Origin of the sequence: Exiguobacterium sp. R-17 (genome assembly GCF_049913315.1) — a bacterium.
GTDB lineage: Bacteria > Bacillota > Bacilli > Exiguobacteriales > Exiguobacteriaceae > Exiguobacterium_A.
In genome coordinates, this window is sequence record NZ_CP184372.1 from 1,350,727 (window position 1) to 1,371,857 (window position 21,131).

Consider the following 21,131-nt stretch of genomic DNA (forward strand, 5'->3'; position numbering starts at 1 on the left):
ACCTACTTTCGTCAGTTAATAGGGTTAGATGAAATCGTATTATTATATAAATTTTACCAGTTGTGATACCGATTGATGCAAATCAGAAAAATCTTTCTTGCTTTGAAATGAAAGGAATTCAGGCATAAACTACGTATGATTGATAAAATACCCTCATCTCGATCAGAGGAGGAGTTACGATAAAGCTAGCCATCTGTACCTGCTACGAACCGCTAGATGTCTTGCATATTAGAGTGATACCTCGTTTGGATCCGAAATCAACTGTAGTACTCATCGTATGCATCCGTCGCGGGGTAAGGTGTGGCGAGAGAACGGAAAGAAGATATACACTATTTGAATAAATTGTTTGAAGCGGGACGATTTAGAGCCGTCACGACCATATCTGTTCACTTGATGAAATCGTCGAAGCGCACCGTTATGTCGACACCGGGCGAAAATTCGGTAACGTCGTCGTGATGATTGCAGAAGAAATAAAATGATTCAGTAGCTTGGAAGTCATTGTTTTTGAGTGTTCATTGCTTGAGAAGAGTGTATAAATTACAAAGAAAACGAATGGAACATGACATCGTTTAGTATAGATAATATCATTTAAAAAAGACCTTCTCGATTGTATCAAGAAGGTGTTTGCTTTAGTTTCGCTTCGGCAAACTGATCGTCATATTCATTTACTGCCTGTATCATCTTGTTGAAGTCTTAAAATCGATTAGATGATAAATCGAAATTAATGCTTGCAGCTGCACGGGAACCATCAGCGGCTGCCATCAATAAAGAAGAAGGACCTCGTTTTTCGGTCTCTCCGGCAACGTATACCCCTTCGACAGATGTATGACCAGTTCCATCCGTTACGATGGCTCCAATCTCATCGAATATACATCGTAATTGTTGAGCCAAATCGTTTGAACGATGGAATTTAGGAACGACGAATCCACCTTTTCTTGCAACCATTGTTCCATCTTCTAATTCAATATGTTCTAGAATACCTGCTTTTCCATGTAGGCGTTTAATTTTTGTTGTGTATGCTTGAATGTGGTTACGATCTAAATCGTTCCGAACGTCTTTAGATAGTGCAAAACCGTTTGTAAAAACAACTAAATCGTTCGACCAATTGAAAACGAGCTTTGCTAAATGGTGAACAAAAGCTTGATCTTCGGCAATGACAGCTAAGGGTAAATCTCGCATCTCCCAGCCATCGCAATAGGGACAACTAAACAAACTTTTTCCATAATACTCCTTGATTGTCTCCAGGGGAAATTCTTCTTGAATTCCGGTTGCGAGTAGTAGCGTTTCAGTTATATAACGATGCTGACCGGTTGAAACTTCAAACAGATGATTCTGATTATCTTGTTTTACTTCGATGACTTTTTCGTTGCAAATCGTAATGGACGGATATGCTTGTAGTTCTTTTAATCCGATCTCTCTAAACTCTGACGGTGTAATTCCATCTCGAGTGAGATAACCATGTGATTCTTGTGTGACACGATTTCGATTTGTAGCATCATCGAAAATCACAATATTTCTTCGAGCTCTTCCTAATGTTAGGGCAGCAGCTGATCCGGCGGCACCTCCGCCAATCACGATGCAATCATATACGTTCATGAACATTTCCTCCTTTTATATAACAGATATTAAAGAGTCATAGTGTCTGTAATTAAAGCAAAAGACATCACTTGTTTCAAATGGATGATGTCTCATTAACTTGATTAGATAAGTCACTAATAAGCGTGTGTCTTAATGAATCTAAAAATTTGTGTTCAGCAGTTTCGATTGATTTCTGAATCAAGCAGTTCGGATTGTTATTGAGACAAGCGTCAGACATGGATGGTACGCCTTCAATTGCAATGATGACATCAAGCAATGAAATCTCTTCCCAACTTGGTTTTAATTTGTATCCACCTGTAGCTCCAGTAGTCGAGATCACCATACCCGTTTTGACTAGCTTAGTTAAAATCTTCGAGAGGTATGTGGGTGAAACGCCTTGTTGCTTGGCTAACGAGGCTACACCAATATGATCATGAGAATGATTTACAGCTAAAAATAACATCGTATGGAGTGCATAATTGGTTGCTTTTGATAATTTCATATTCTCACCTTAATTACAGACTTAATATGTCTATAATACCGTTATTCGTACGAACATCCAAATGTTATGACTTAAACTAACGAAAGAAGGGTTTATCTGCAATCCACGACCACCTGCAGAAGGTAGTTTTTTATTCGTTATCCAATATATGTTAAAATGAAATCGTATATTTTTTGATGAAGGGTGATAGAGAACATGAAACAACTGTTTGCGTTTGAGACAAAAACCGACTATGACAAATACGAAGCGGTCACGCATCGCTTTCAAGCACGGTTAGACGAGTATCAAACGATCTTACAAGAGAAGTATCAACTGATCGCCGTGCCGAAAGGAATCGTTTGGACGTCAGCGGAACTCGCGACGACCGTCTTCTCGGACATTCCGGTTCCGGCATTTACGAATAAGGACTTGATTTACATATCACCAGACGTTGCAGAATGGCGAACGTTATTTTTGTCTCAACTCGACGGGAAGGACGTATCGCATATTCGAGCGTTCTACGAAACGCTTGCGGAAGATCACGTCCTGACGATTGCTGCTCATGAACTGACGCATCACTTGGATTTGTTCGTTGATGAATTCGACGATGAGAGAGAAGACGGAATCTGGTTCGAAGAGGGGATGTGTGAGTACCTACCCCGGAAGCATTTGTTGTCGGACGAAGCATTCAAGCGAATTACGACAATTGAGACAGAGCTGGTCGAGCTCTTTCAGGAGGAGTATGGAGCGCGCTCGATTGATCAATTTGGGAGTGCCTCCTATGCTGGTAGTCTGTCGAGTATCATGTTTGATTATTGGCGGAGCTTTCTCGCAATCCACCATCTCATCGAGGAACGATATGACGGGGACGTCTTACGCGTTTTCGAAGCATATCGGAACTGGCATGAGCAGGGGCGGATCGTGCCGCTCTCGACATACTTTAATCTTCAGTCGGTAAATCGCTAAGTTGTATTTGTAGTGGAGGAGGGCTTGTGAATCGTTACAGTATTCTTTCGTTATCTGCATTCATCTGTTTTTGTTTCTTATTTTTCTTGATGAAGAGCGGAGTCAGTCTGAAAGGGTTTGGAACTGTCTATATCCTGCTTCTGTTTATCGTTCCGTTAGTCGGCGTATACACAGGGTACAAAACGAAGCATCGAGTACTTAGATGGCTATTCGTTGGTATCCATCTTATTACGTTCTGTATGATGTCCTATTTGCTGTTACTGGCTTACGGTATTTCTGAGCCTTAAAAAGGTTAAACAAAAAGGTCAGTTGATTCCGAGTAAAAAAGAATCTTCTGACCTTTCATGATATGTAGTGTGAAATAAGAAAGCATCTCGTGACTTAGTTTCGCTTGGGCAAACTGGTCGTCGTGCCCATCTCGACGACGTGATCATCTTGAAGACGATACAAGAAATATTCCTCTTTTTGAAGTCCTTGCCCCTGTACTTTTACGGCAATCTTATAGCGTTTCTCTTTATCGCGGTGTTTGTCGTCATAAGCAGAGTGGAGTGAGACGACATGAGCTGGACCGTATTTTTTCTCGACATAGATTTCGACTTTTGTGCTGACGTGCTGCTCGAATCGTTCATCGTATCGGACGTTTAAGTAAAACAGCAGTCCACCTAATAGGAGAAAGACAACCAAAACGTTCATTCCGACTTTTTTCAATTCATCACTTCCGATCGTTCCATAGCATTAAACCTAGAAAAGCTGTTACAGATGATCGAAAGACGATGCATCATAACAGCGATTGAATCATTGATTTGAAAATCTACATCATTTGAGTGATTGCTTTAGAGATCGACTCCAACTAATTTAAGAATGATGACGATCGTGATAGCTGAGAGCGCAAAAGAACCGGCAAAAGCAAGCTGTTTTTTCAAAAGTATCTCCTCCTCATGAAAAGGTTACCATTATTATGCCATTAAGTAATGTATCTGTAAAATTAATTCCAATTAGAACCGTGGATTTTCATCACAATGTTTCAGAAAGGAATAAAAACATCCTTTTGTTTCGTCAAGAAAGTGAGAAGATTAGTTGGAGACTTAAAAATAGTGATAGCGTGTCTTTAAAATCATGTAGTGATAGATATAATGTATTAAAAAGCATATGTGAACGTTCTGAACGCGTCATATAAATGAATTTTATTAGTTTTACACCAAGTTTAGTAATAGTTGAGGCTGTTGGGAGAGTAAGTAATCGTTTGCGACGTAGTGATGATAGGACAATGACGAATCGTTCATATGAAAGAGCGTCAACTGCCGACTCTCGAAGTCGACTTCTTCTATGTAGACAAGTTCTGCAGCGCCACCGGAGTGATGGAGAGGAAGCAGTTTTAAGGATAATCTCTCCCGTAAAGCGATGAATAACATGACTTCCATTTTATAAGTCGTCGAAACGGGAGAATCATTGTGAAGAATAACGGATGAATCGATGGAGAGATAAATAAGCGGATTCATAGTAGATAACGATACCGGATGAGTCATTTCTTTTTGAAGGTGTTGCATGGTGGACCTCCTTATAATAAGAACGTATGTTCATATTATGGAGTATGAATCCATTTTTTGCAATCCTATATAACGCTTATAGCCTAATGATGTTATATCCATAATCGTTCGAGTTTTACTATGAAGTAGCGGAATATGCTTTTCGAAAAAATGCTGAAATTCTTATATATCTTGCGATAACCGAATCATATCCGTGCACCGGATCCCGTTTTCGATGATCACCTCTTCATAGTGTCTCAAGAAGAAGTTTAAATCGACTCCAACGATTCTGAATCCACATTTTTGGTAAAGTGCTAGCTGTCCAATGCTTGAATTGCCCGTCCCGATTTCAACGGTCGTATACCCCAGTGTTTTCGCTGTGCGAATCGCATGTCGTAAAAGATTTTTTCCGATACCTTGTCCTTGATGCGACTCATCTACTGCGATATTTACGATTTCTATCGTTTGAGGTCTTGTCGGGAGAAGTACATATACACCAATCCATTGGTCATTCCTTTCAGCGACAAAACAATAACCTCTTTTTGCATAGCTTTCGACTAACTTTTGAGACGGGTCCGCTGCTAGCAAGAGGTCCATCGGTGGATTTTCATGGACGGATAATTGTCGGATGTTCATATTCATTCTCCTCACGGATCGATTGATATATGTTTGTCTTAGGCTTCAGTTTCACTCTGCTGCCACAATAGCTGATGTAGAAGCGTTACGAAAGAACCTGTGAACTTCTGTCCTTCTTAAGAATACAAAATAGCATGTAAGAAAAAAAGTCGTCATCCGTATCGAGTAACGGAAAACGACTTTCTTTTGTTAGATTAAGATCATGATCGTTTAGTTAGACGGGAGAAGCTTTACGACATGCAAGGTGGATTTTTTCCCGTTCGTGATGGAGTAAGTGAGTTTCCCATCTTGCAGTAGAGGAAACGATACCAGCTCTTCAAAGTCCGTCAGAGGAGCGACGGTCTTCGCTTTTAAGTCCGCATATATCAACTGATGGATGCCTTCTCGGAAGACGATTTGTGTGTTCGAAAGGAATTGAATGCCGTTAATCAACGTCTGGGCACTGGAAGCAGAATAGTTCAGCGTCTGTTCGTCTAATCCGATGGGTTGGAATATGGCGTCGCCTTCTGTGCCGAGAGCGAAATAGGTGCCACTACGACTGAAATCAATTAATCCGGACATCTCTTTTTTGTAGGCACCATCCAGAGTTTCAAGCACACGGACGTTCTTTCCGTTGTTAAAGTGAGACGTGTATAAGGTCACGCCGTCATCGCTATCGCGGTGCTCGTATGTGAATAGACCGTCTTGTACCTTTCCTGTTTTTAAGATGAAGGACTGGAGTGGTGTGATCTTTCCGGTTTTTAACGAATACGACTTTAACGTGGAAACCGTTTTTTGTGCAGTCGCTTCTTGCGTGATCCAGGACGCACGAGTTGACGTGACATCGATTCTCGGAGGGGATGTATCGAAGTGACTTTCGCCTGTATCAAGTCTTTTCACTTGATTCGTCGTGATATTTAGTTGACGAATCGACCATTTGACTCCGGTCTTTGTCGGCTGTTCCGTTTCGACCCATAGTAAAAACGCACCTGTACCCGTCATCATCGGGATTGCATTCTTCGTCGCATGGACGATTTTGTTGTGCTGTCGTTTCGTATCGTATGTATAGATGACACTCTTGTTTTCTTGTAGGTCAAAGTAGAAGATCTGGTTTTGATAGAAATACTGCGGATCAATCGAGACACGGTGTTTGCTCAGTAATGAAGAGAGGTCGTACGTTTTCGTTTGACCTAACGTGACGCGCTTCGTTTGCTTTTCTAATCCGATTGCTTGTTGGTTATTGGAGTCGGTCGTTGCTTTCTTCAAGGAAGTGTTTACTTGTTCAGGTGACGCGATATTTTTTTGTGCTACACGCGGTGTCGCTTGTTCTTCCATCATGGTACAACCCGCTGTCGTCCAAACGATGGTCGAGAGGAAAAAGACGGATGCGAATCGATGTAATTTCATATCGGATAGCTCCTTCGAAGATTTTTGGAAATGTAGTTCATTGCTGTACCTCATGTGAAGAAGGACTCGAACGACGGGTGTAAAGAAATACGAGATACCACCACTTTAATGTGTAGGCGAATAAGAAGATACACATCCATGCCCACGGTCGCAGTGTCGTCAATCCTTCGTAAAAATGTTTGAATTCTGTAATGTCAAGACGGTACAAAGAGTTCCAAATGAATAGTGCATACAGGAAAAGCATCGCTACCACCGCTCGGATCGACGCTTTTCTCAAGGCTGGATGCTTGATCGCGACGAAGATTGCACTGATAAGCGTGATGAAAAAGAATGCGTAGGAAAGTACCCACACCCACATGTCATTGGTTGGTACCATATGTATTTTCCTCCTCAGTTAATCATGGATGCGTCTAGACGATCGTCTAAACAAAACAGAAAGAATGACATCAATCAGTAAGCCGATCAAGAACCAACTGATCAAGGTCAGGATGTAGATCAGGAACAGTGGGACATGGAAGGAATCTAGCCACGTTCCAAGAAAGGATCGTGATTCGAGAAGCCAGAAAACAGGGCTCGTCAGAAACAACAAGATGTTTTTATCATCGTAGCCGAAGGCATTGAACAGACAGACAGCAAGTGAGAGCAAGGGTAGCCAGAGTCGAAAACCTTTACGCATTATTATTCATCTCCTGTTTGAGTGAGGTTGGTTTTATCGGACCTGAATCAAAAAGGCGGATAGACCGTCACCATGTTCGTTCCATCCGGCAACGACCTCATAGGTATACGTACCTTGAGCAGACGGTGCGCTAAGAATGTCGTTTTTTAATGAAACCTGTTCACTATTCGTTTTCGAATCCCAGCGTACGACTTCGAGCGAATCGGGTTTACGATCAAACGAGAGATGAATTTTGTCAGAGGGTGAGACGATGACGGGTTTACTATTTTCAGTCATATGTAGCGCATCGACATCAATCATGTCCGCGCACTGAGCGCTGAACATACTGGACCAGCAATAAGAACCTTGGACAGTCGGAATTGGTTTACCGTTTACTTCGACGTCGGGGTCGTAGGGTTCAATACGGAATGGCTCAAAATAGATGAAAAAAGCAATCACGACAAGTAGTGAACCAATCAAAATGAATTTAAGGATACCAACTCCTCCTTTATTGAATAAATAATAGTGTTAAATCGGAAATTAAAATCAATCAAGTCATATATCATGCAAAAGAATCTTCATATAGAATCATTTTCCACAATAAACTATCAAATCCCTTCAAATGGATGAAGGAATTATGAATGAGGCACACGTGTCTCTTTGAGATGACTAGGTTTTGGGGAAGTCATGTTCCTTTTACGAAGAAAGGAGGAATCAATGCTTCTCCCAGTGGGCTTGATAATCGAGAATATATTGACTTAGGGGAATCGGCTCGGTACCAGTCACCTCGCGGAACTGACGGTTCGTTCGTTTCGTGAGTCCAAGACTAATCGGGAGGTGTAACATGATGACTTCATTGACGTAGCTTTTCGGATATCCTTTTTGGACCATCTTCATTTGGAAGAATGGAATCGAAGGGTTCGTGTAACGGATCGTCTTTCCTAAGAGTAGCGTCATCAGACTTGCGATCTCATGGAAGCCGAAAACTTCCTCGCCATGCAACGTATAGACACGATTGAAATGGGGGGCAGGATGTTCGAGGCAATGGATGACGAACGTCGCGATATCCCGGATGTCGATCATGCTTGTCTTCCCAAGACCAGCGGGCGTAACGATCTGCTCGTGAAAACGGATGTCATCACGCATGAAGAGATTCAAATTTTGCATGTAGTATCCGGGACGGATGATCGTAAACGGGATACCGGTCTCTTGAATGATCTTTTCGATCGTATGGTGAGGTGTCAGCGGAAAGACTGGAACATCCTTGAACGAGAGATAAACAATGTGCCGGACTGAGGTGAAGCGCAAATAGCGCAGAAAGAGATGGAACTGTCGTGTTGATACTTGGGACGGATACATCAAAAAGAGTTGATCGACGCCTTTTAACGCTTGTGAAAACGTTGAGATATCGGCGTAGTCCAGGTGACGATAGTGAAAAGCATTGCCGAATTTCTCTGAAGCAGCTGCTGGGTCGATGACAGCCGCATGAAAGGGAATATGTCGCTTCATCATTGCATGACCGACGGCTAGTCCAACGTTTCCTGTGAATCCTGTTACTAAAATCGTCATGTGTAACATCCTTCCTGTACACTTGACTGAACTGCTGTTTGATGAGAAGTAAATCATGATATGTCTAAGAAAAAGTGAGGTGGTAAATCGTCCGCTAATTGCTTTATCGTAACTTGATTGAGCGTATTAAAGAATGAAATCAGTGCAACATCTAATAGTTGATCTAACGCACATACCTGATAACGCGTTCCCGGAAAAAGCGGACGTTCGAATAACGCGACGACATCTCCGACCCGGACAGTATGACTCAATGGGAGGAGTTGAACACCGCCTTCTCGTCCAGCATGGGTTCGTAAAAGACCTGCTCTTCCTAAAATTGAAATGATTTTCGTGAGATGCTCGTACGAGATGTTACATTGAAGCGAAATGTCTCTCGTCTTTACGTATTCTCCTCTTCGTGTCATCGATTTTGAGGTGTGTGCCAAAAAAAGTAATGTCAGTAAGCCATGTTCCGTAGCACGTTTCAACCGCACGACCGCATCTCCTTTCATTTTTGACTGACGATGATATCAGACAATCAAGAGACAATATCGCGTCATGGAGGAAAAGGGCGCTTTCGTCATGTAAACATGCGTGTAGGAATCATCGAATGTGATCAAAGCAGAAATGAGGTGTGCGCGAATGTACCGACAGGAGAGGCTTCGCCGTTGAGGCGTAATCAGTTCATCTCTTCGAGAATCGAAGTCGAGCAACAATTGCAATGGGTACTCTGTGAATATCGTCACCTGACAATGAATGCCGAGCCGGTGATAATAATCGACGATGCATTGACGAACGAACAGTGCTCGTTCATGAGTAATCATATGCTTTGCCCTCCTCTTCATTTACCCAATCGGATAGGTGGTCTATTATATATTGCCGAAGGGTGATCGGTCGTTCACCAATTAGTTCTAGAAAGTGGTTATCCGTCTCATCCGCTAGACCTAATAAGATCGGCACATGAAGTTTGATGATTTCATTGGTTTCTTCGTAAGACAATCCATGTTGCATCATAAAGGACCGGAAAAAATCAATAGACGGGTTCGTATACATGATCTCTGTTTCAAGTTCTTCTCCGAGAAGCCGGGCGACTTCGTAAAAATTGTAAGCCGCTTCACCGCTGATCGTATAGATTTTATTGAAGTGAGTGGCTGGGTTTTCAAGACACGTCATCACGACGGTCGCTACGTCACGGGCATCAATCATGCACGTCTTACCAATTCCTGCCGGTGCAAAGAGGTGTGCATGATCTCGTAACATATCTCGCATGAACATGTTTAAATGCTGCATGTAGTAGCTAGGACGAATGGTCGTGTAGGGAATGTCGGTTTGGCGAATGACGACTTCAATACGATGATGTGGCGTGAATGGGAGGGATAGTGCGTCTTTGGCTGAGAGGTAGACGATGTGTTGTAGGGCAGTCTGTCTGAGATAATGAATAAAATATTCGAATGTCTCCAAGTCCGCGTTTGCAGGAAATTCGAGAAAGATTTGATCGCATCCTGCGAGTGCTTCTACGAACGTCGAGGCATCCTGGACATCGAATCGACGAAAGTCAAAATGCTCTCCATATAATTCGGAAGCGGCTTGTGGATCGGATACCCCAATGCAAAAAGGCTGTTCTTCCGTGCGCATACGTTGGCTGACGAGCTGCCCGATCGGTGAAGAAAAGTCCGTAATGAAAATCATGGGAAAATTCCTTTCCTCTCTTAGATGAACGAGGCATCACTGATGTTGTAAAGTGGTAAATAAAATACTTGTATTAGTTATATAATACCCTAATTATCTTTCAAATACCGGATAGATGATAGTTCCTGCTAAAAACATAATTAAGTATTCCATTTATTCAATATATGAACCTTAATATTCAAAAAAATTAATTATTAATACTTATGTTTACATATCTAGGTTTATTATGAATATTACTCGACGTATTTTTCGTGAAAGCTATTGTAAAGTTCCGCGTATGTTTCCTTGAGTGTCCTAATCGCATTCACGTCTGTTCCGATGACATCCACTACATCAGTCGACACATACAAAAGGAAATCCGAGTCAAAGAAGACTAGGTTTGTTCGTTCGTTTAACGAATAACGCGAATAGGATGAAAAGAACAGCGGTCATCGCTAATCGATAGGTCAGGGATACTTCCAAGGCGACAGGTGTTCCTTGGATTTTGACAGCAATGAAGTTCAGTCCCCAGACGATTAAACAAAATAGATACATGAAGTATGTCATAGCAGGTCCTCGTTTACGTATTTTACTTCCAATTCTTTTCCTGTATTTCATCTTACCAAAAGTAGACAGTTTGGAAATCAATTTCAGTAAAATAGAAAGATCACTGACCGTCATATGACAGCCAGTGATCGAATCGAAAGAAGTGTAAATCATAATTTGATTTTAACGGTATAGAGAAAACCAGTGAATCCTGTTTTTACGTTCATGACGAAGGTATTTTCAGTTTTAGGTACGATGTAGATGACATCAATTTTTGAGTGTAACGGAGCGTAATAACCTAAGCTTTCTGAATAGGCTTTTTTGTTCAGATTGATCGTTTCTTCAGGCGTGTAGCTTTTCTTGTGACGATCAATCAATGGGAAAGAAGAGGGTTTATAGTCGATATAAGAGTCAGCTGAATCTTCACCCTTTACCTGCATCTCAAGTCTGACAGATACGGCTTGTTTATCTTTCGGAAGATTCTTAAGTGGAACACGTTTCGCCGAACTGACCATGAACCCACGTTCTTTCATTAAATTTTTATCACCAGCATATGTCTGAAGACCACCTTTATTCATCAGTTCTTCGATGGCGTCTGTATTCGTTTTCTTTGACTTGTTCTTTTGTCCGGTCTTCACGGTGGTTGAAGTAGCATTCACAGCATCGACTTCGATTTTGACGGTCGTCGGTTTCGCAATGGCTTCGCTTGTCGCGAGAAGCACATACGTATTTTTATCACTTGGAACACGGAAAACAAGATCGACGCGAGAAACGAAAGGTGGGAAATAGCGATAGCCGTCCTTCCAAGCGTCTGGGTTCCGGTTCTCATAATCGACAGCTTCGTATACATTACCGCTTGTATCCTCTAACGTAAATAGATTTGGCTTATAAATACCATATCCGCCATCTGCGTCTTTATCCTTGTAGTTCTCAAGGATGACGGGAACTGTAACATATTGTTCATCATCAAGAGTTGGTAATTTCAACTCCTTTGGAGGTGATAGGAGAAGTTTATCAACATGAAAAATATTACCTTGTGTTTTAGGATCTCCCGGATAGGTTTGAACGACTCCACGATTCATTAGTTGATCGAGCTTGCTCGAATTGACTTTTTTCGTAGAGGACGCTTTCTTTTTCTTTTCTTTTACATCTGCCAATTTCGTTCCTGTCGTCTTGACCGTTGGTGCAGCTGTTTGTACCGGTTTCGTGGACGCAGGTCCTTCTTCTGTCGTAGCAAAGAAGAATAGGGAAGCGACACCAACGACAAGGGCACCACCAACTGCGGATAAGGCCAGTCGGAAACGTCGTTCCGTCGCTTTCGTATTCGTTGCGACACTTCCAATCGCAGCATTTGGTGTAATGCTGACGGCGCGTTGAGCGGGTAAGAGGGCACCGAGAACTCCCGTGATGGCAGGAATCAACAACATAATACTCAAAAAGCCGAGCTCACCTGTTGGGAACTGGTTATAGACGAAGCCGATCATCGCAAGAGCGATCAGTAAGCCGATGATTCCAGCGAACAGTCCCGTCATTAATCCTTCACTTAAGACGAGCGTCCGGATTTGACCGTTCCGCCAACCAGTTGCCTTCAAGACGGCAAGCTGACTCTTTCGTTCGTTGACGTTTTGCCACATAATTTCGGTTGTCGTCAGGATGGCGATGAGTAAAGCGACGCCCATCGCAACATAATGCATCGTGCCGACTTCGAGTGCAACGTATTCGCCGAGCCATGTCGCATACAAGACACCTTTCAGTCGGAAGGTGATGAATAGGAAGAAAATGAACAGACTCGTCGGCAAGGCGATCGCGATTGTCGAGAGGATCGTCCGTTGCCAATACGTTGCGAGTTGGTTGATGCTCATCCCAAGAACACTTTGTGCCCGGACGAAGCGACGACCTTTTGAGACTTCACCAGAACGCATACTTTCGAATGGTTGAATCCGGCGGATGAGCGTCATCGGGACGAGCGTACCGCCCCAGTAAATCAATAGACCAGCAAGTCCGATCAAGATGATCCGTGATAAGGCAATCGGATGATCCGTCGTCAGCCAGAACGAACCGAGGATCGTCCAAGAAATCAAGGCGACGAGTGTGCCGAGTAACGTTGCTTCTAGGAACAGAAGCTTCGAGAGCTGACGTGGACGCCAACCGAGCGACAGTAAGATCGCGAATTCCTTCTTGCGGGCATAGAGTAAGATGATGTTTGAACTAAAGACATACACGAGCGCAACAGCGATGACACTTGCGATGATGCCGCTCATTCCGACTTTCGCTTCTTGGAAGATGGCCATCGATGAACCGAGTTTGATCCACGGTTGCTGGATCCAACCGAGTGCCGATTCACCTTTTAATCCAGGGAGGTATGTCAGCGCGAGCTGTGGCGAGGAGCCAAGCGTGACGTCGGTGATCAGACCGGTCTTGTCCTCGATCTCTTGAGCAACAGCTTTCAACTTTTTCTCACTCGTCGCGTTCATCGTCTCGACACCTTTGACGTTGACACGAATGGCAGAGATGGCTTTATCCCCACGTAACTTAAAGGCGGCGTCAAGCGTCGTCAGCATCGATGGTGGTTTCGTCAAGAAGTCATACGGATCGTTCGTCGGTTTGACTTCCCGGACTGGATTGACCGGTTTTTCATTCTTGTCCATGACCCATTGGGCTTTCGCCGGGAAATAGGTCTCCATCGGCAGTTCCGTCAATGGGTCTTTCGAGATGTTCAATTTCTTCGGATCAAAGACACCAATGTAGTTCAAATGCATTTTCGGTACTTTATCAAGGTTACCCGTGTTGTCACCGAAGACACGAGCTTTTCGATACATCGATCGTTTCGAAATGAGGACGTCCTTATCGACCTCTTGAGGTGTTACTTGATAGGTGAACGGCCAACGTTTGGCAAAGGGACTAGCAATCGTTTGATACTCGACAGACGATGGCTTTAAAAACATCCAGTCAAAGCTACCACTTGCTTTTTCCGGAACTTTATCTTCGAGAATGTTCTTAATAAGTTGCTTTGATGCTTGCTCTGTCGAAATATAGTATTCCTTCGTATCTTTAACAGGAAGCGTCTTGAGATAGGATTCGCCACCTTTTTTCATGATACTGCGTACTGTTTCAACCATTGAATCTTTGACGAGCGGGATATCGACTTTCTCGTAGCGATAGGTCCGCGAAGCATTGACGTACTCCTGACTGTTCATGATCAATGGGATGTCCCAAACACCGTCACCATAATCGTTCACGACATCGTCCTTCGTGAAATAACGACTATGCGTAGCCTTTTTGGTTGCCTGATCGAGTCCAACGAGTTGTGCTTCTGCTTCCGGATCAATCCCGGCAAGCATCACTGCGCTCCCGTAACCGTAGATAGGAAACTCGCCTAATTCTTGCGGTGAAACATCTCGATTCAATCCGTCACTCTCAGGAGGGAACCAACCGGCTCCGGCAAAGAATGAATAAGATTCTGTTTCTTTCTTTAGCCCAGTATCTTGCATATCCGTAAACGAAATTTTGTAAATGCCCGGTTCTTTGAAATTATAGGTATCCGTTTCAGCATTCGTATTGTAGTTCCCAATCATCGCAATCGGTGCTGCAACCTCGACATCAGCAATCTGCTTGATCGTCTCGTACTGCTTGCGGGTGATCCCGCCGTCGAGTCCACTCATATAGTTCGGTTCGAGCAGGTTCAAGTCTTCCGTCACACTCCGGCTGCCTTCCGGACGGACGACGATATCATACGATGAGCCCCAGCGTTTTTGCAGTTCATCGACGACCGTTCCGTTGTTCGCTTGCGTCGTACCAATTAAATAACTCAGTCCGGTACTGACGATCAGGACGCCGACGAGGAGCAGAATGAATCGCTCCTTATTGCGCCACCAGGAATTCCAGATGAATCTCAGCATGTACTATCCCTCGCTTTCGTTTGGTTTAGAGAAAATCTTATAATGGTTACATATATCCATATATTTCTTGTTATTTTTCCATTATATACAAATAATAGTGAATTGACTAAAAAATCTGTTAATTAGGTATGTTCATTTTTAATAGATTAGAAAAAGCACCTCACGAAGGAGGTGCTACATCAGGAGTGATTCATTTAACTATGAAGTGGGTTGCGTTTCCTCATGATGATTTCGTCGAACGAACGCCCTTCATAGGATATAGCATCAGGAATTGTTTCTACGATGTCAAAACCGACTTTCTTATACGCAGCGATGGCTCGTTCATTATGCGAAAACACTTCAAGTTCGAGATGATGAAGTCGAAGTTCCTCGAAACAAAATTGGAAGATACACGCGATCGCTTCAGACCCGTATCCTTGACCTGTCCAGGGGAGGGTACGCAGTGAAATCCGAAAGCCAGCGATTCCTGAATCCAAATCGATATCAAGAATCGAACACTCGCCAATCATCTCACCCGACGTCAAGCAAATTGCAAAATCATGACGCGTCGCATCAGCTTGAATCAAGAGAATATGCTGTTCAATCTGTTCGAGCGAAAACGTCACTGTCGTTCCGGTCAGGTAACGTAATGTCTCATTTTGTGTTTGTTCGAATAAGACGTGCGCGTCCGTCACTTCAATCTGGCGTAGAAAAATTCGTTCTCCAGTCAACTGCATGAATATCTTCCTTTCCTTCTCATGACGAAAGTTTAATCGTTTCATCGGTTTCCGTCGTAAAATATTGACGTTTCGTTCGGTCTTGCACGATGAAGACGATCAATACACCAATCAGGAGGAAGCCAACTGAAGCAACGGTATACGTCAAGCGGATCGAGGTCTCGGCATATAGACCGATCAAGGCAGTCAGTAGAATGACACCAGTCGATTGTACAACGTGGATGCTACTGAGGAACCGTCCCATCAATTCGACGGGGATATGTGTTTGAGCAAACGTCATGAAGCCAGTGTTTGCGAATGCTAAGGCGAAGGTCAGTAAGAAAAAGCCGATTGCTGCAGTCAGGAACGACGTCGCCGAGGCAAAGATCAAGTAACCGACAGGCGTCATCAGTGCCCCAAACTGGATCAAGAACCGGAGCGACAAGCGATGCGTAAAGGTTGCATTGACCGCGGAACCACAGATGATGCCGATTCCGGCGATACTGACGAGGAATCCATACGTACTCTCATCCATCTGCAAAACGATCGTCGCAAACGAGGCTTCAAGCGAATCGAGACCGCTCATCAGGACGATCATTAACGCATAGAAGGCATAGACGAGCGTGATATAGCGCCGCGTTCGTGCAAACTGAAAGGTTTCTTTCCAGTCCTTAAGAATCACTCGGAGTGAAAAGGGGACTGCTGTAGTCGCCGCCAAGCGGACGTCAGGCAAGACGGACAATAAAGTAGCAGAACACACCAGTGCTCCCGCGTTCAATACGATTGCTGTTTCGGGGGAACCGATCAAAAATAAGAACCCGGCAATTGACGGTCCGAGAATGAAACCGGCCGACTGAATGAAATTCTTCAATGCATTGAACCGTTGGCGACTAGTCTCCGGCACGAGCTTCGTCATGTAGATCAACGACGATGTCTCAAATAGCGTGTTCCCGATGTTCAGGATGAAGACGAGCGCATAAAGAACATACAATGAATCGATCAATGTCAGTGAAAAGACGAGCGCGGCGCGCCCAAGGTCAAGCATGACGAGCAAGCGACGTTGATTGATTCGATCGACGACACTGCCGGACCAAAGACTCGTCAACAGCGCGGAGATCGGTAACAGGATATAGAGAACGGAGACGGCGAACGCCAATCCCGTTCGTTCGAGGACGATTAAATTCAAGGCGATGAAGTAGACCCAAGCTCCGATGTTCGAGACACCGACACCAAGTAACAGCAATCCAGGGTATTTCCAATTCGACATCCGACACACTCCTTTTTATTATGATTCCGTCAATAAAAAAATCCCACCTCCAAGACGTTGGTCTTGGGGACGAGACTGTGCGTGTCGTGGTGCCATCCCTGTTCACGAAACCGTCACCGGTACCGCCTTCATCGGTACGACCGCTTTTAAACGGCAAATACCTGAGCTCGATAACGGGAGCACCCGTCACGATATCCCCGATTCGGTTCCACCGTGCTGCTCAGAGGCTTGGTTCGGTCAATGACTTTTGCTCCTTCCCACCAATCGGAGCTCTCTAGGAAAAATCGAAATGACGTACTGTTCTCTTCAATGCGTTTGATTCATATGATTTGTCTCATCCTAGCATATGCCAAATGAAATCGTAAAGAATTTTTATCATTTTTTTACAATTGTTGAAAAAAGTACATAGGTATCAAAATTTGAAAAATGATAAAAGTGGTAAAATATGTAACGTGCTATATGTTACATTGTCTTAGTTATGTGTTCACTTTCAAGAAAGGTGTATGAAAGGTGGGAAAAAAGTGAAACGTTTGATTTTTTTCATATCTCCACTCCTGGTTCTTAGCGGAGCTGTCTTTTTTACGACGTTCCATCCGATCGAGCAAGCAATCTATTTCTTAATCTTATTTTTACTGACCTGTCTGTCAGCGATGACAGTAGTGGAGCGTCTTGTCAAACATCATGATGTGATCCGGCGACTGAACACAATCCATCCACTTATCGGGATCGTACTGGGTACCCTCATGCTTGCCGTATTCATTGGTAGTATCTTATGGCTAGCACCTTCACTAACGCACGCAAGTCCCGTCGGTCTTCTCGTCTCGTTCCTCTTCATGTATGGCGGAATCTTAGTCCTCGGCTTCATCGTCAGTTGTTTCTTCGAAGGCATCACGCGACAAACGAAGGATCAATTGATTCGCCCGGTCTTTCTGTTCATCGGAACCGGCCATCTCATCTTGACTGTCCTCGGAATCTTGCAACTGTACCGTCAAACTGGATGATAGCAAACCCCTCTGACGTATGAGACGACAGAGGGGTTATTGTGATTACTGAACGTTTAATATGAATCCAAATTGTCCGTCTCCTTGTTTCCAGCGGGAGTTTAATTCATAAGCATAGATACCAGGCTTTGTTGGAGCATTGAACTGGTCATTGTTCAAAGTGACGCGCGACTCTTGTTTTTGATCGTTCCACTGTATCAGTTTCACGCTTTTAAGATCACCGGATAATTCGACACGGACGGGGGCTCCGGCAGAGACGGTAACTGACGTTTTTCCCTTTGCTAGCTCAAGACCGTCACGGTACGTCTTATCGACACATTGACTGCGAAGTAAGCTATCCCAACAATAAGAGCCTTGGACGGTCGGGACATCCTTTCCGTTTGCCACGACGTCAGGGTTTGGCGGCGCACCACGGAACGGTTCGAAGACGATGATGCAGGCGACTAAAATAAGAAGAACGGCTAACATTAAGGTACGTTTCATGAGACACCTCCAATTGTTTTTATTTATTTTATCAAAATAAAACAAAGCAAGCGGAGGTGTCTTTCAAAAGAAAGGCTATTCCTTTCTTAAATTTCGAGAATCCGTTTCCCATGACTTTACAGACAAGAAGTCGGTTCGAACGAAGACGATTCCGTCCGTCATCGATCGAACGTTTCCGCTCGCTGAAGCACGAGAAGTTCAGGCATACGTCAAACAAGCCCATAAATTCGGCAAGGTCATCTTGCTATCATAAGAGAAAACGAACAAAACGAGCTATCCTATTTTTGTTAAAGAAAGGGTGGCTCGTAGTCGTATCCATTTAAGAATTAGGCAAGATGTAAAAAAGCGTGACGATCGAGCTGACAGGCTCATCTTCCGTATAGTCAACAAACTCCTCTTGTGATTCATGAATCGTATAACGGTTGCTCGGAAAGAGTTCAGTTACCCAGGTCGGAACATGTAAAGAAAGAGGAAAAGACTGAACCCGCTCGAGTGGGAAAGGAGTCCCGTACGGATTCGACGTGTGGACATGCAGTGCGTCTTGTGAAGCATCTTCGAGGGCGATCGTCATATATATCTGATGTTCAATCTGTTTTTTCGCTAGGTGTTGCCGCATGTCCTGCAAAGCACTCAACGCAATCCGAAGATGTGCTTTTCGAATGCGTAGACTCGCGTTACCGTGTCCATAAAAGTCAGGGTGTGCATGCCAGTCGTTAAACCAATCGTCTGTATTGATATAGGAAGGAGAAGAGTAGTTTTTGAACTCGAGTTCTAGATTTTTAAAATAACGGCGTTTGCCGCGAAATTTTTTCATGGTTCATCGACCTTTCACTAACGTGATTGTATGGAATGGATCACAACTCAATCAAAAGCAAGACGGAGGAAATGATTAAGTGGGGGCATGATAGATAACACCTGCTAGATCAAGTGATTACATCTAGATTCATTCATACTGTATACAAATGTATAGTATCAAAGCAGATCTAGAAATAATACATCTTCAAACCTGTCATTGCGAATAAGAGAGAATGATAAGTTTATTTTCAATAAAATGTTTACGCTTTCATTTTCATGATATATAGTAAATACAAATCTAATAGAACGTTAGACATGTGACTGGTCATGCAGGCAGGATCTAAGGAGAGTAATGGTCCATTACTCTCTTTGGGTCCTTTTTTTGTTGTTTTGTCCTCTGTCTAACGAGAATGGAGGCTTGCGTAAGAACCACTCCTATTCTGCATTACACAGCCGATTGGCTACGTGATTAGAATACGCCCGCTTGAATCAAAAAACAAATTAATAACCAATGAGCTTATCGATAAATAAATTTATACTTAAAAATAAAAACTACTTCCACCATGACGGCGGAAGCAGTTTGAAAGATAGATTAACGTACGTCAGAAGAATAGTTAGCTAAAATCGAGTGATTTCTCACTGTCACGATGATACTGGCAAGACTCGCGACCGTTCCGAGGACAGCGACGATGATCGTCGAGGATCCGTTCGGAATCAAGAAGCCGACCGGAATCAGTCCGACGAAGCTGAAGACGATCAAGGATTGATAGACGACATTGATGATCTTCAGGACAGGATGTTCGAAAAACGACAGAACGAGCGGTGGTAAGAATAAGACGACAATTAGTCCAATCGCAATGTAGACCGATAACGGCTCCTCAAACGAGATGGTATTGCCTGTTGAATGGCGTGCTGCGACGAGCACGGCGACGATCGCGACGCATAAGGTTACACAAACGAACGTTAACCGTTTTAGCATATGAACCCCTCCTTTTTACTCTAATTCCATAATAAACCAATTTTTAAGCGGAAGACAATCTTTTTCCAGGCGACCAATGATGCCGGATCGCCTCGATGATGACATCGGGACGATCCCAGTGCAACATATGTCCTGTACCCGGCACATGGTGGATCGTTGCTTGCGTCATCTTATGTAATAGGTTCGTCGCCTGCTGACGGATGGGTGCTTGATCCAGAGGTAACGTTGCGACGTACAACTGAATGTCTACTGGTGGAACGTCCGGGAGAAAATCAAGAACATCATCGTGGTGAAGCGCGCGTACGATCGCAGCGGCCGTTTCTCCTCGCGCATGCCAGTGGAATCGTTCTTCGTCCATCCGAAGGAGATCGGCTCCCGCTTGATCAAGGGAGGGCGAGCGACGGGCATTTGGGGCATAAACGGCAATGTTCAAAAATTCATTCCATGTCGAAACGGAATCCTCGAAATCTTGCTCATAAAAGGCAACTTCTTCCTCTACGGAACGACCGTACAGCCGTTTACTATGATAGCCGCCGTCAATCAGGATCGTACTGAGCACACGATTCGCATGTTCAATCAAATAATAGAGCGAGAGGACACTTCCCCATGAGTGTGATAAGGCATAGAACCGCTTGATATCAAGGATGTGCAAGACTTCATCGATCCAGTCCGTAAAAGGTTTCATGCGATAATGTAGGGGATCTGAGAAAGCTGGTGTTTTGCCGTGACCGGGTAAATCAATCGCAATCAGACGGAATTCGTCCGCGAGCGCTTCGGCGATTTCAATGAAGCTGAGACTCGTACTGCCGAGCCCGTGGAGGCATACAATCGTCGGAAGATGTTTGTTTCCCCATTCCGTAATATGGACGGATTGATGCTGACAGGTGATCGTATAACGTTTCATGTTCCGTCTCCTTTTTTCTTTTACTGTACCATGAGGAGAATGTTGGAAATTGAAAAATAAGGAAACTTTCTTTAAGGAGTAGCGTAGAGATAGAGGACACGTCATTTACATAAAAGAG

At 43.8% G+C, this 21,131-nt stretch carries 23 protein-coding genes and 1 pseudogene; 3 read left to right on the forward strand and 21 right to left on the reverse strand.

Features of this window, described 5'->3' with window-relative positions; genetic code table 11:
* Window positions 1–693: 693 nt before the first annotated feature.
* Entirely contained in the window at window positions 694–1,596 is a 903-nt protein-coding gene (locus ACN9MT_RS07070) for an NAD(P)/FAD-dependent oxidoreductase (RefSeq protein WP_426273182.1), read from the reverse strand.
* Window positions 1,597–1,672: 76 nt separating this feature from the next.
* On the reverse strand, window positions 1,673–2,080 hold the full coding sequence (locus ACN9MT_RS07075) for an Rrf2 family transcriptional regulator (RefSeq protein ID WP_329470840.1): 408 nt from the start codon (window positions 2,078–2,080) through the stop codon (window positions 1,673–1,675).
* A gap of 195 nt (window positions 2,081–2,275) precedes the next feature.
* Here ACN9MT_RS07075 and ACN9MT_RS07080 point away from each other — a divergent pair, with 195 nt between their 5' ends.
* Window positions 2,276–3,025, forward strand: a complete 750-nt coding sequence (locus ACN9MT_RS07080) for a collagenase (protein WP_426273184.1) — start codon at window positions 2,276–2,278, stop codon at window positions 3,023–3,025.
* Window positions 3,026–3,051: 26 nt separating this feature from the next.
* Window positions 3,052–3,312 carry a hypothetical protein gene (locus tag ACN9MT_RS07085; RefSeq protein ID WP_411211583.1) on the forward strand — a complete coding sequence of 87 codons (261 nt, stop codon included), beginning with the start codon at window positions 3,052–3,054 and terminating at the stop codon, window positions 3,310–3,312.
* Window positions 3,313–3,406: 94 nt separating this feature from the next.
* Here ACN9MT_RS07085 and ACN9MT_RS07090 read toward each other — a convergent pair whose 3' ends face one another.
* The 15 genes and pseudogenes from ACN9MT_RS07090 to ACN9MT_RS07160 form a co-directional block, all read right to left on the reverse strand.
* Window positions 3,407–3,733: a hypothetical protein gene (locus ACN9MT_RS07090; protein WP_426273187.1), complete on the reverse strand. Its 327-nt coding sequence runs from the start codon at window positions 3,731–3,733 to the stop codon at window positions 3,407–3,409.
* Between the two features lie 485 nt (window positions 3,734–4,218).
* Complete coding sequence (locus ACN9MT_RS07095) at window positions 4,219–4,572, reverse strand: hypothetical protein (protein WP_035408232.1); 354 nt, start codon at window positions 4,570–4,572, stop codon at window positions 4,219–4,221.
* Between the two features lie 162 nt (window positions 4,573–4,734).
* Window positions 4,735–5,187, reverse strand: coding sequence for a GNAT family N-acetyltransferase (locus ACN9MT_RS07100; protein WP_035408230.1), 453 nt, complete (start codon window positions 5,185–5,187; stop codon window positions 4,735–4,737).
* Window positions 5,188–5,397: 210 nt separating this feature from the next.
* Entirely contained in the window at window positions 5,398–6,573 is a 1,176-nt protein-coding gene (locus tag ACN9MT_RS07105) for a hypothetical protein (protein ID WP_426273189.1), read from the reverse strand.
* Between the two features lie 37 nt (window positions 6,574–6,610).
* Window positions 6,611–6,949 carry a hypothetical protein gene (locus tag ACN9MT_RS07110; protein WP_426273191.1) on the reverse strand — a complete coding sequence of 113 codons (339 nt, stop codon included), beginning with the start codon at window positions 6,947–6,949 and terminating at the stop codon, window positions 6,611–6,613.
* A gap of 18 nt (window positions 6,950–6,967) precedes the next feature.
* A complete protein-coding gene (locus ACN9MT_RS07115) occupies window positions 6,968–7,249 on the reverse strand; it encodes a hypothetical protein (protein WP_035397676.1) in 282 nt (93 codons plus the stop codon).
* A gap of 33 nt (window positions 7,250–7,282) precedes the next feature.
* Window positions 7,283–7,549, reverse strand: a complete 267-nt coding sequence (locus ACN9MT_RS07120) for a hypothetical protein (protein WP_426273194.1) — start codon at window positions 7,547–7,549, stop codon at window positions 7,283–7,285.
* A 393-nt stretch (window positions 7,550–7,942) separates the two neighbouring features.
* Window positions 7,943–8,797: an NmrA family NAD(P)-binding protein gene (locus ACN9MT_RS07125; protein ID WP_050677785.1), complete on the reverse strand. Its 855-nt coding sequence runs from the start codon at window positions 8,795–8,797 to the stop codon at window positions 7,943–7,945.
* A gap of 53 nt (window positions 8,798–8,850) precedes the next feature.
* Window positions 8,851–9,270: an RrF2 family transcriptional regulator gene (locus tag ACN9MT_RS07130; RefSeq protein WP_290750013.1), complete on the reverse strand. Its 420-nt coding sequence runs from the start codon at window positions 9,268–9,270 to the stop codon at window positions 8,851–8,853.
* 36 nt (window positions 9,271–9,306) lie between these two features.
* Window positions 9,307–9,600, reverse strand: coding sequence for a hypothetical protein (locus ACN9MT_RS07135; protein WP_023468121.1), 294 nt, complete (start codon window positions 9,598–9,600; stop codon window positions 9,307–9,309).
* Window positions 9,587–10,465, reverse strand: a complete 879-nt coding sequence (locus ACN9MT_RS07140; RefSeq protein WP_426273197.1) for an NmrA family NAD(P)-binding protein — start codon at window positions 10,463–10,465, stop codon at window positions 9,587–9,589. The genes ACN9MT_RS07135 and ACN9MT_RS07140 overlap by 14 nt, the downstream gene beginning before the upstream one ends.
* 372 nt (window positions 10,466–10,837) lie before the next feature.
* Window positions 10,838–11,011 (reverse strand): annotated as a pseudogene (locus ACN9MT_RS07145) (DMT family transporter); the annotation flags it as partial.
* A 149-nt stretch (window positions 11,012–11,160) separates the two neighbouring features.
* Window positions 11,161–14,889, reverse strand: a complete 3,729-nt coding sequence (locus ACN9MT_RS07150; RefSeq protein ID WP_426273199.1) for an ABC transporter permease — start codon at window positions 14,887–14,889, stop codon at window positions 11,161–11,163.
* Between the two features lie 194 nt (window positions 14,890–15,083).
* Complete coding sequence (locus ACN9MT_RS07155; RefSeq protein ID WP_426273201.1) at window positions 15,084–15,605, reverse strand: GNAT family N-acetyltransferase; 522 nt, start codon at window positions 15,603–15,605, stop codon at window positions 15,084–15,086.
* Between the two features lie 19 nt (window positions 15,606–15,624).
* Window positions 15,625–16,851, reverse strand: a complete 1,227-nt coding sequence (locus tag ACN9MT_RS07160) for an MFS transporter (RefSeq protein WP_426273203.1) — start codon at window positions 16,849–16,851, stop codon at window positions 15,625–15,627.
* Between the two features lie 521 nt (window positions 16,852–17,372).
* On the opposite strand from ACN9MT_RS07160, the gene ACN9MT_RS07165 reads away from it, so the two are divergent.
* Complete coding sequence (locus ACN9MT_RS07165) at window positions 17,373–17,852, forward strand: hypothetical protein (RefSeq protein WP_426273205.1); 480 nt, start codon at window positions 17,373–17,375, stop codon at window positions 17,850–17,852.
* A 45-nt stretch (window positions 17,853–17,897) separates the two neighbouring features.
* On the opposite strand, the gene ACN9MT_RS07170 is transcribed toward ACN9MT_RS07165, so the two are convergent.
* From ACN9MT_RS07170 to ACN9MT_RS07185, 4 genes are all read right to left on the reverse strand, one after another.
* Window positions 17,898–18,335 (reverse strand): hypothetical protein, encoded by a 438-nt coding sequence (locus ACN9MT_RS07170; protein ID WP_426273207.1) that lies wholly within the window; start codon window positions 18,333–18,335, stop codon window positions 17,898–17,900.
* Between the two features lie 319 nt (window positions 18,336–18,654).
* Window positions 18,655–19,149: a hypothetical protein gene (locus tag ACN9MT_RS07175; protein WP_426273209.1), complete on the reverse strand. Its 495-nt coding sequence runs from the start codon at window positions 19,147–19,149 to the stop codon at window positions 18,655–18,657.
* Window positions 19,150–19,722: 573 nt separating this feature from the next.
* Entirely contained in the window at window positions 19,723–20,109 is a 387-nt protein-coding gene (locus ACN9MT_RS07180) for a hypothetical protein (RefSeq protein WP_426273211.1), read from the reverse strand.
* Window positions 20,110–20,152: 43 nt separating this feature from the next.
* Window positions 20,153–21,013, reverse strand: a complete 861-nt coding sequence (locus tag ACN9MT_RS07185; protein ID WP_426273213.1) for an alpha/beta fold hydrolase — start codon at window positions 21,011–21,013, stop codon at window positions 20,153–20,155.
* Between the last annotated feature and the right edge of the window lie 118 nt (window positions 21,014–21,131).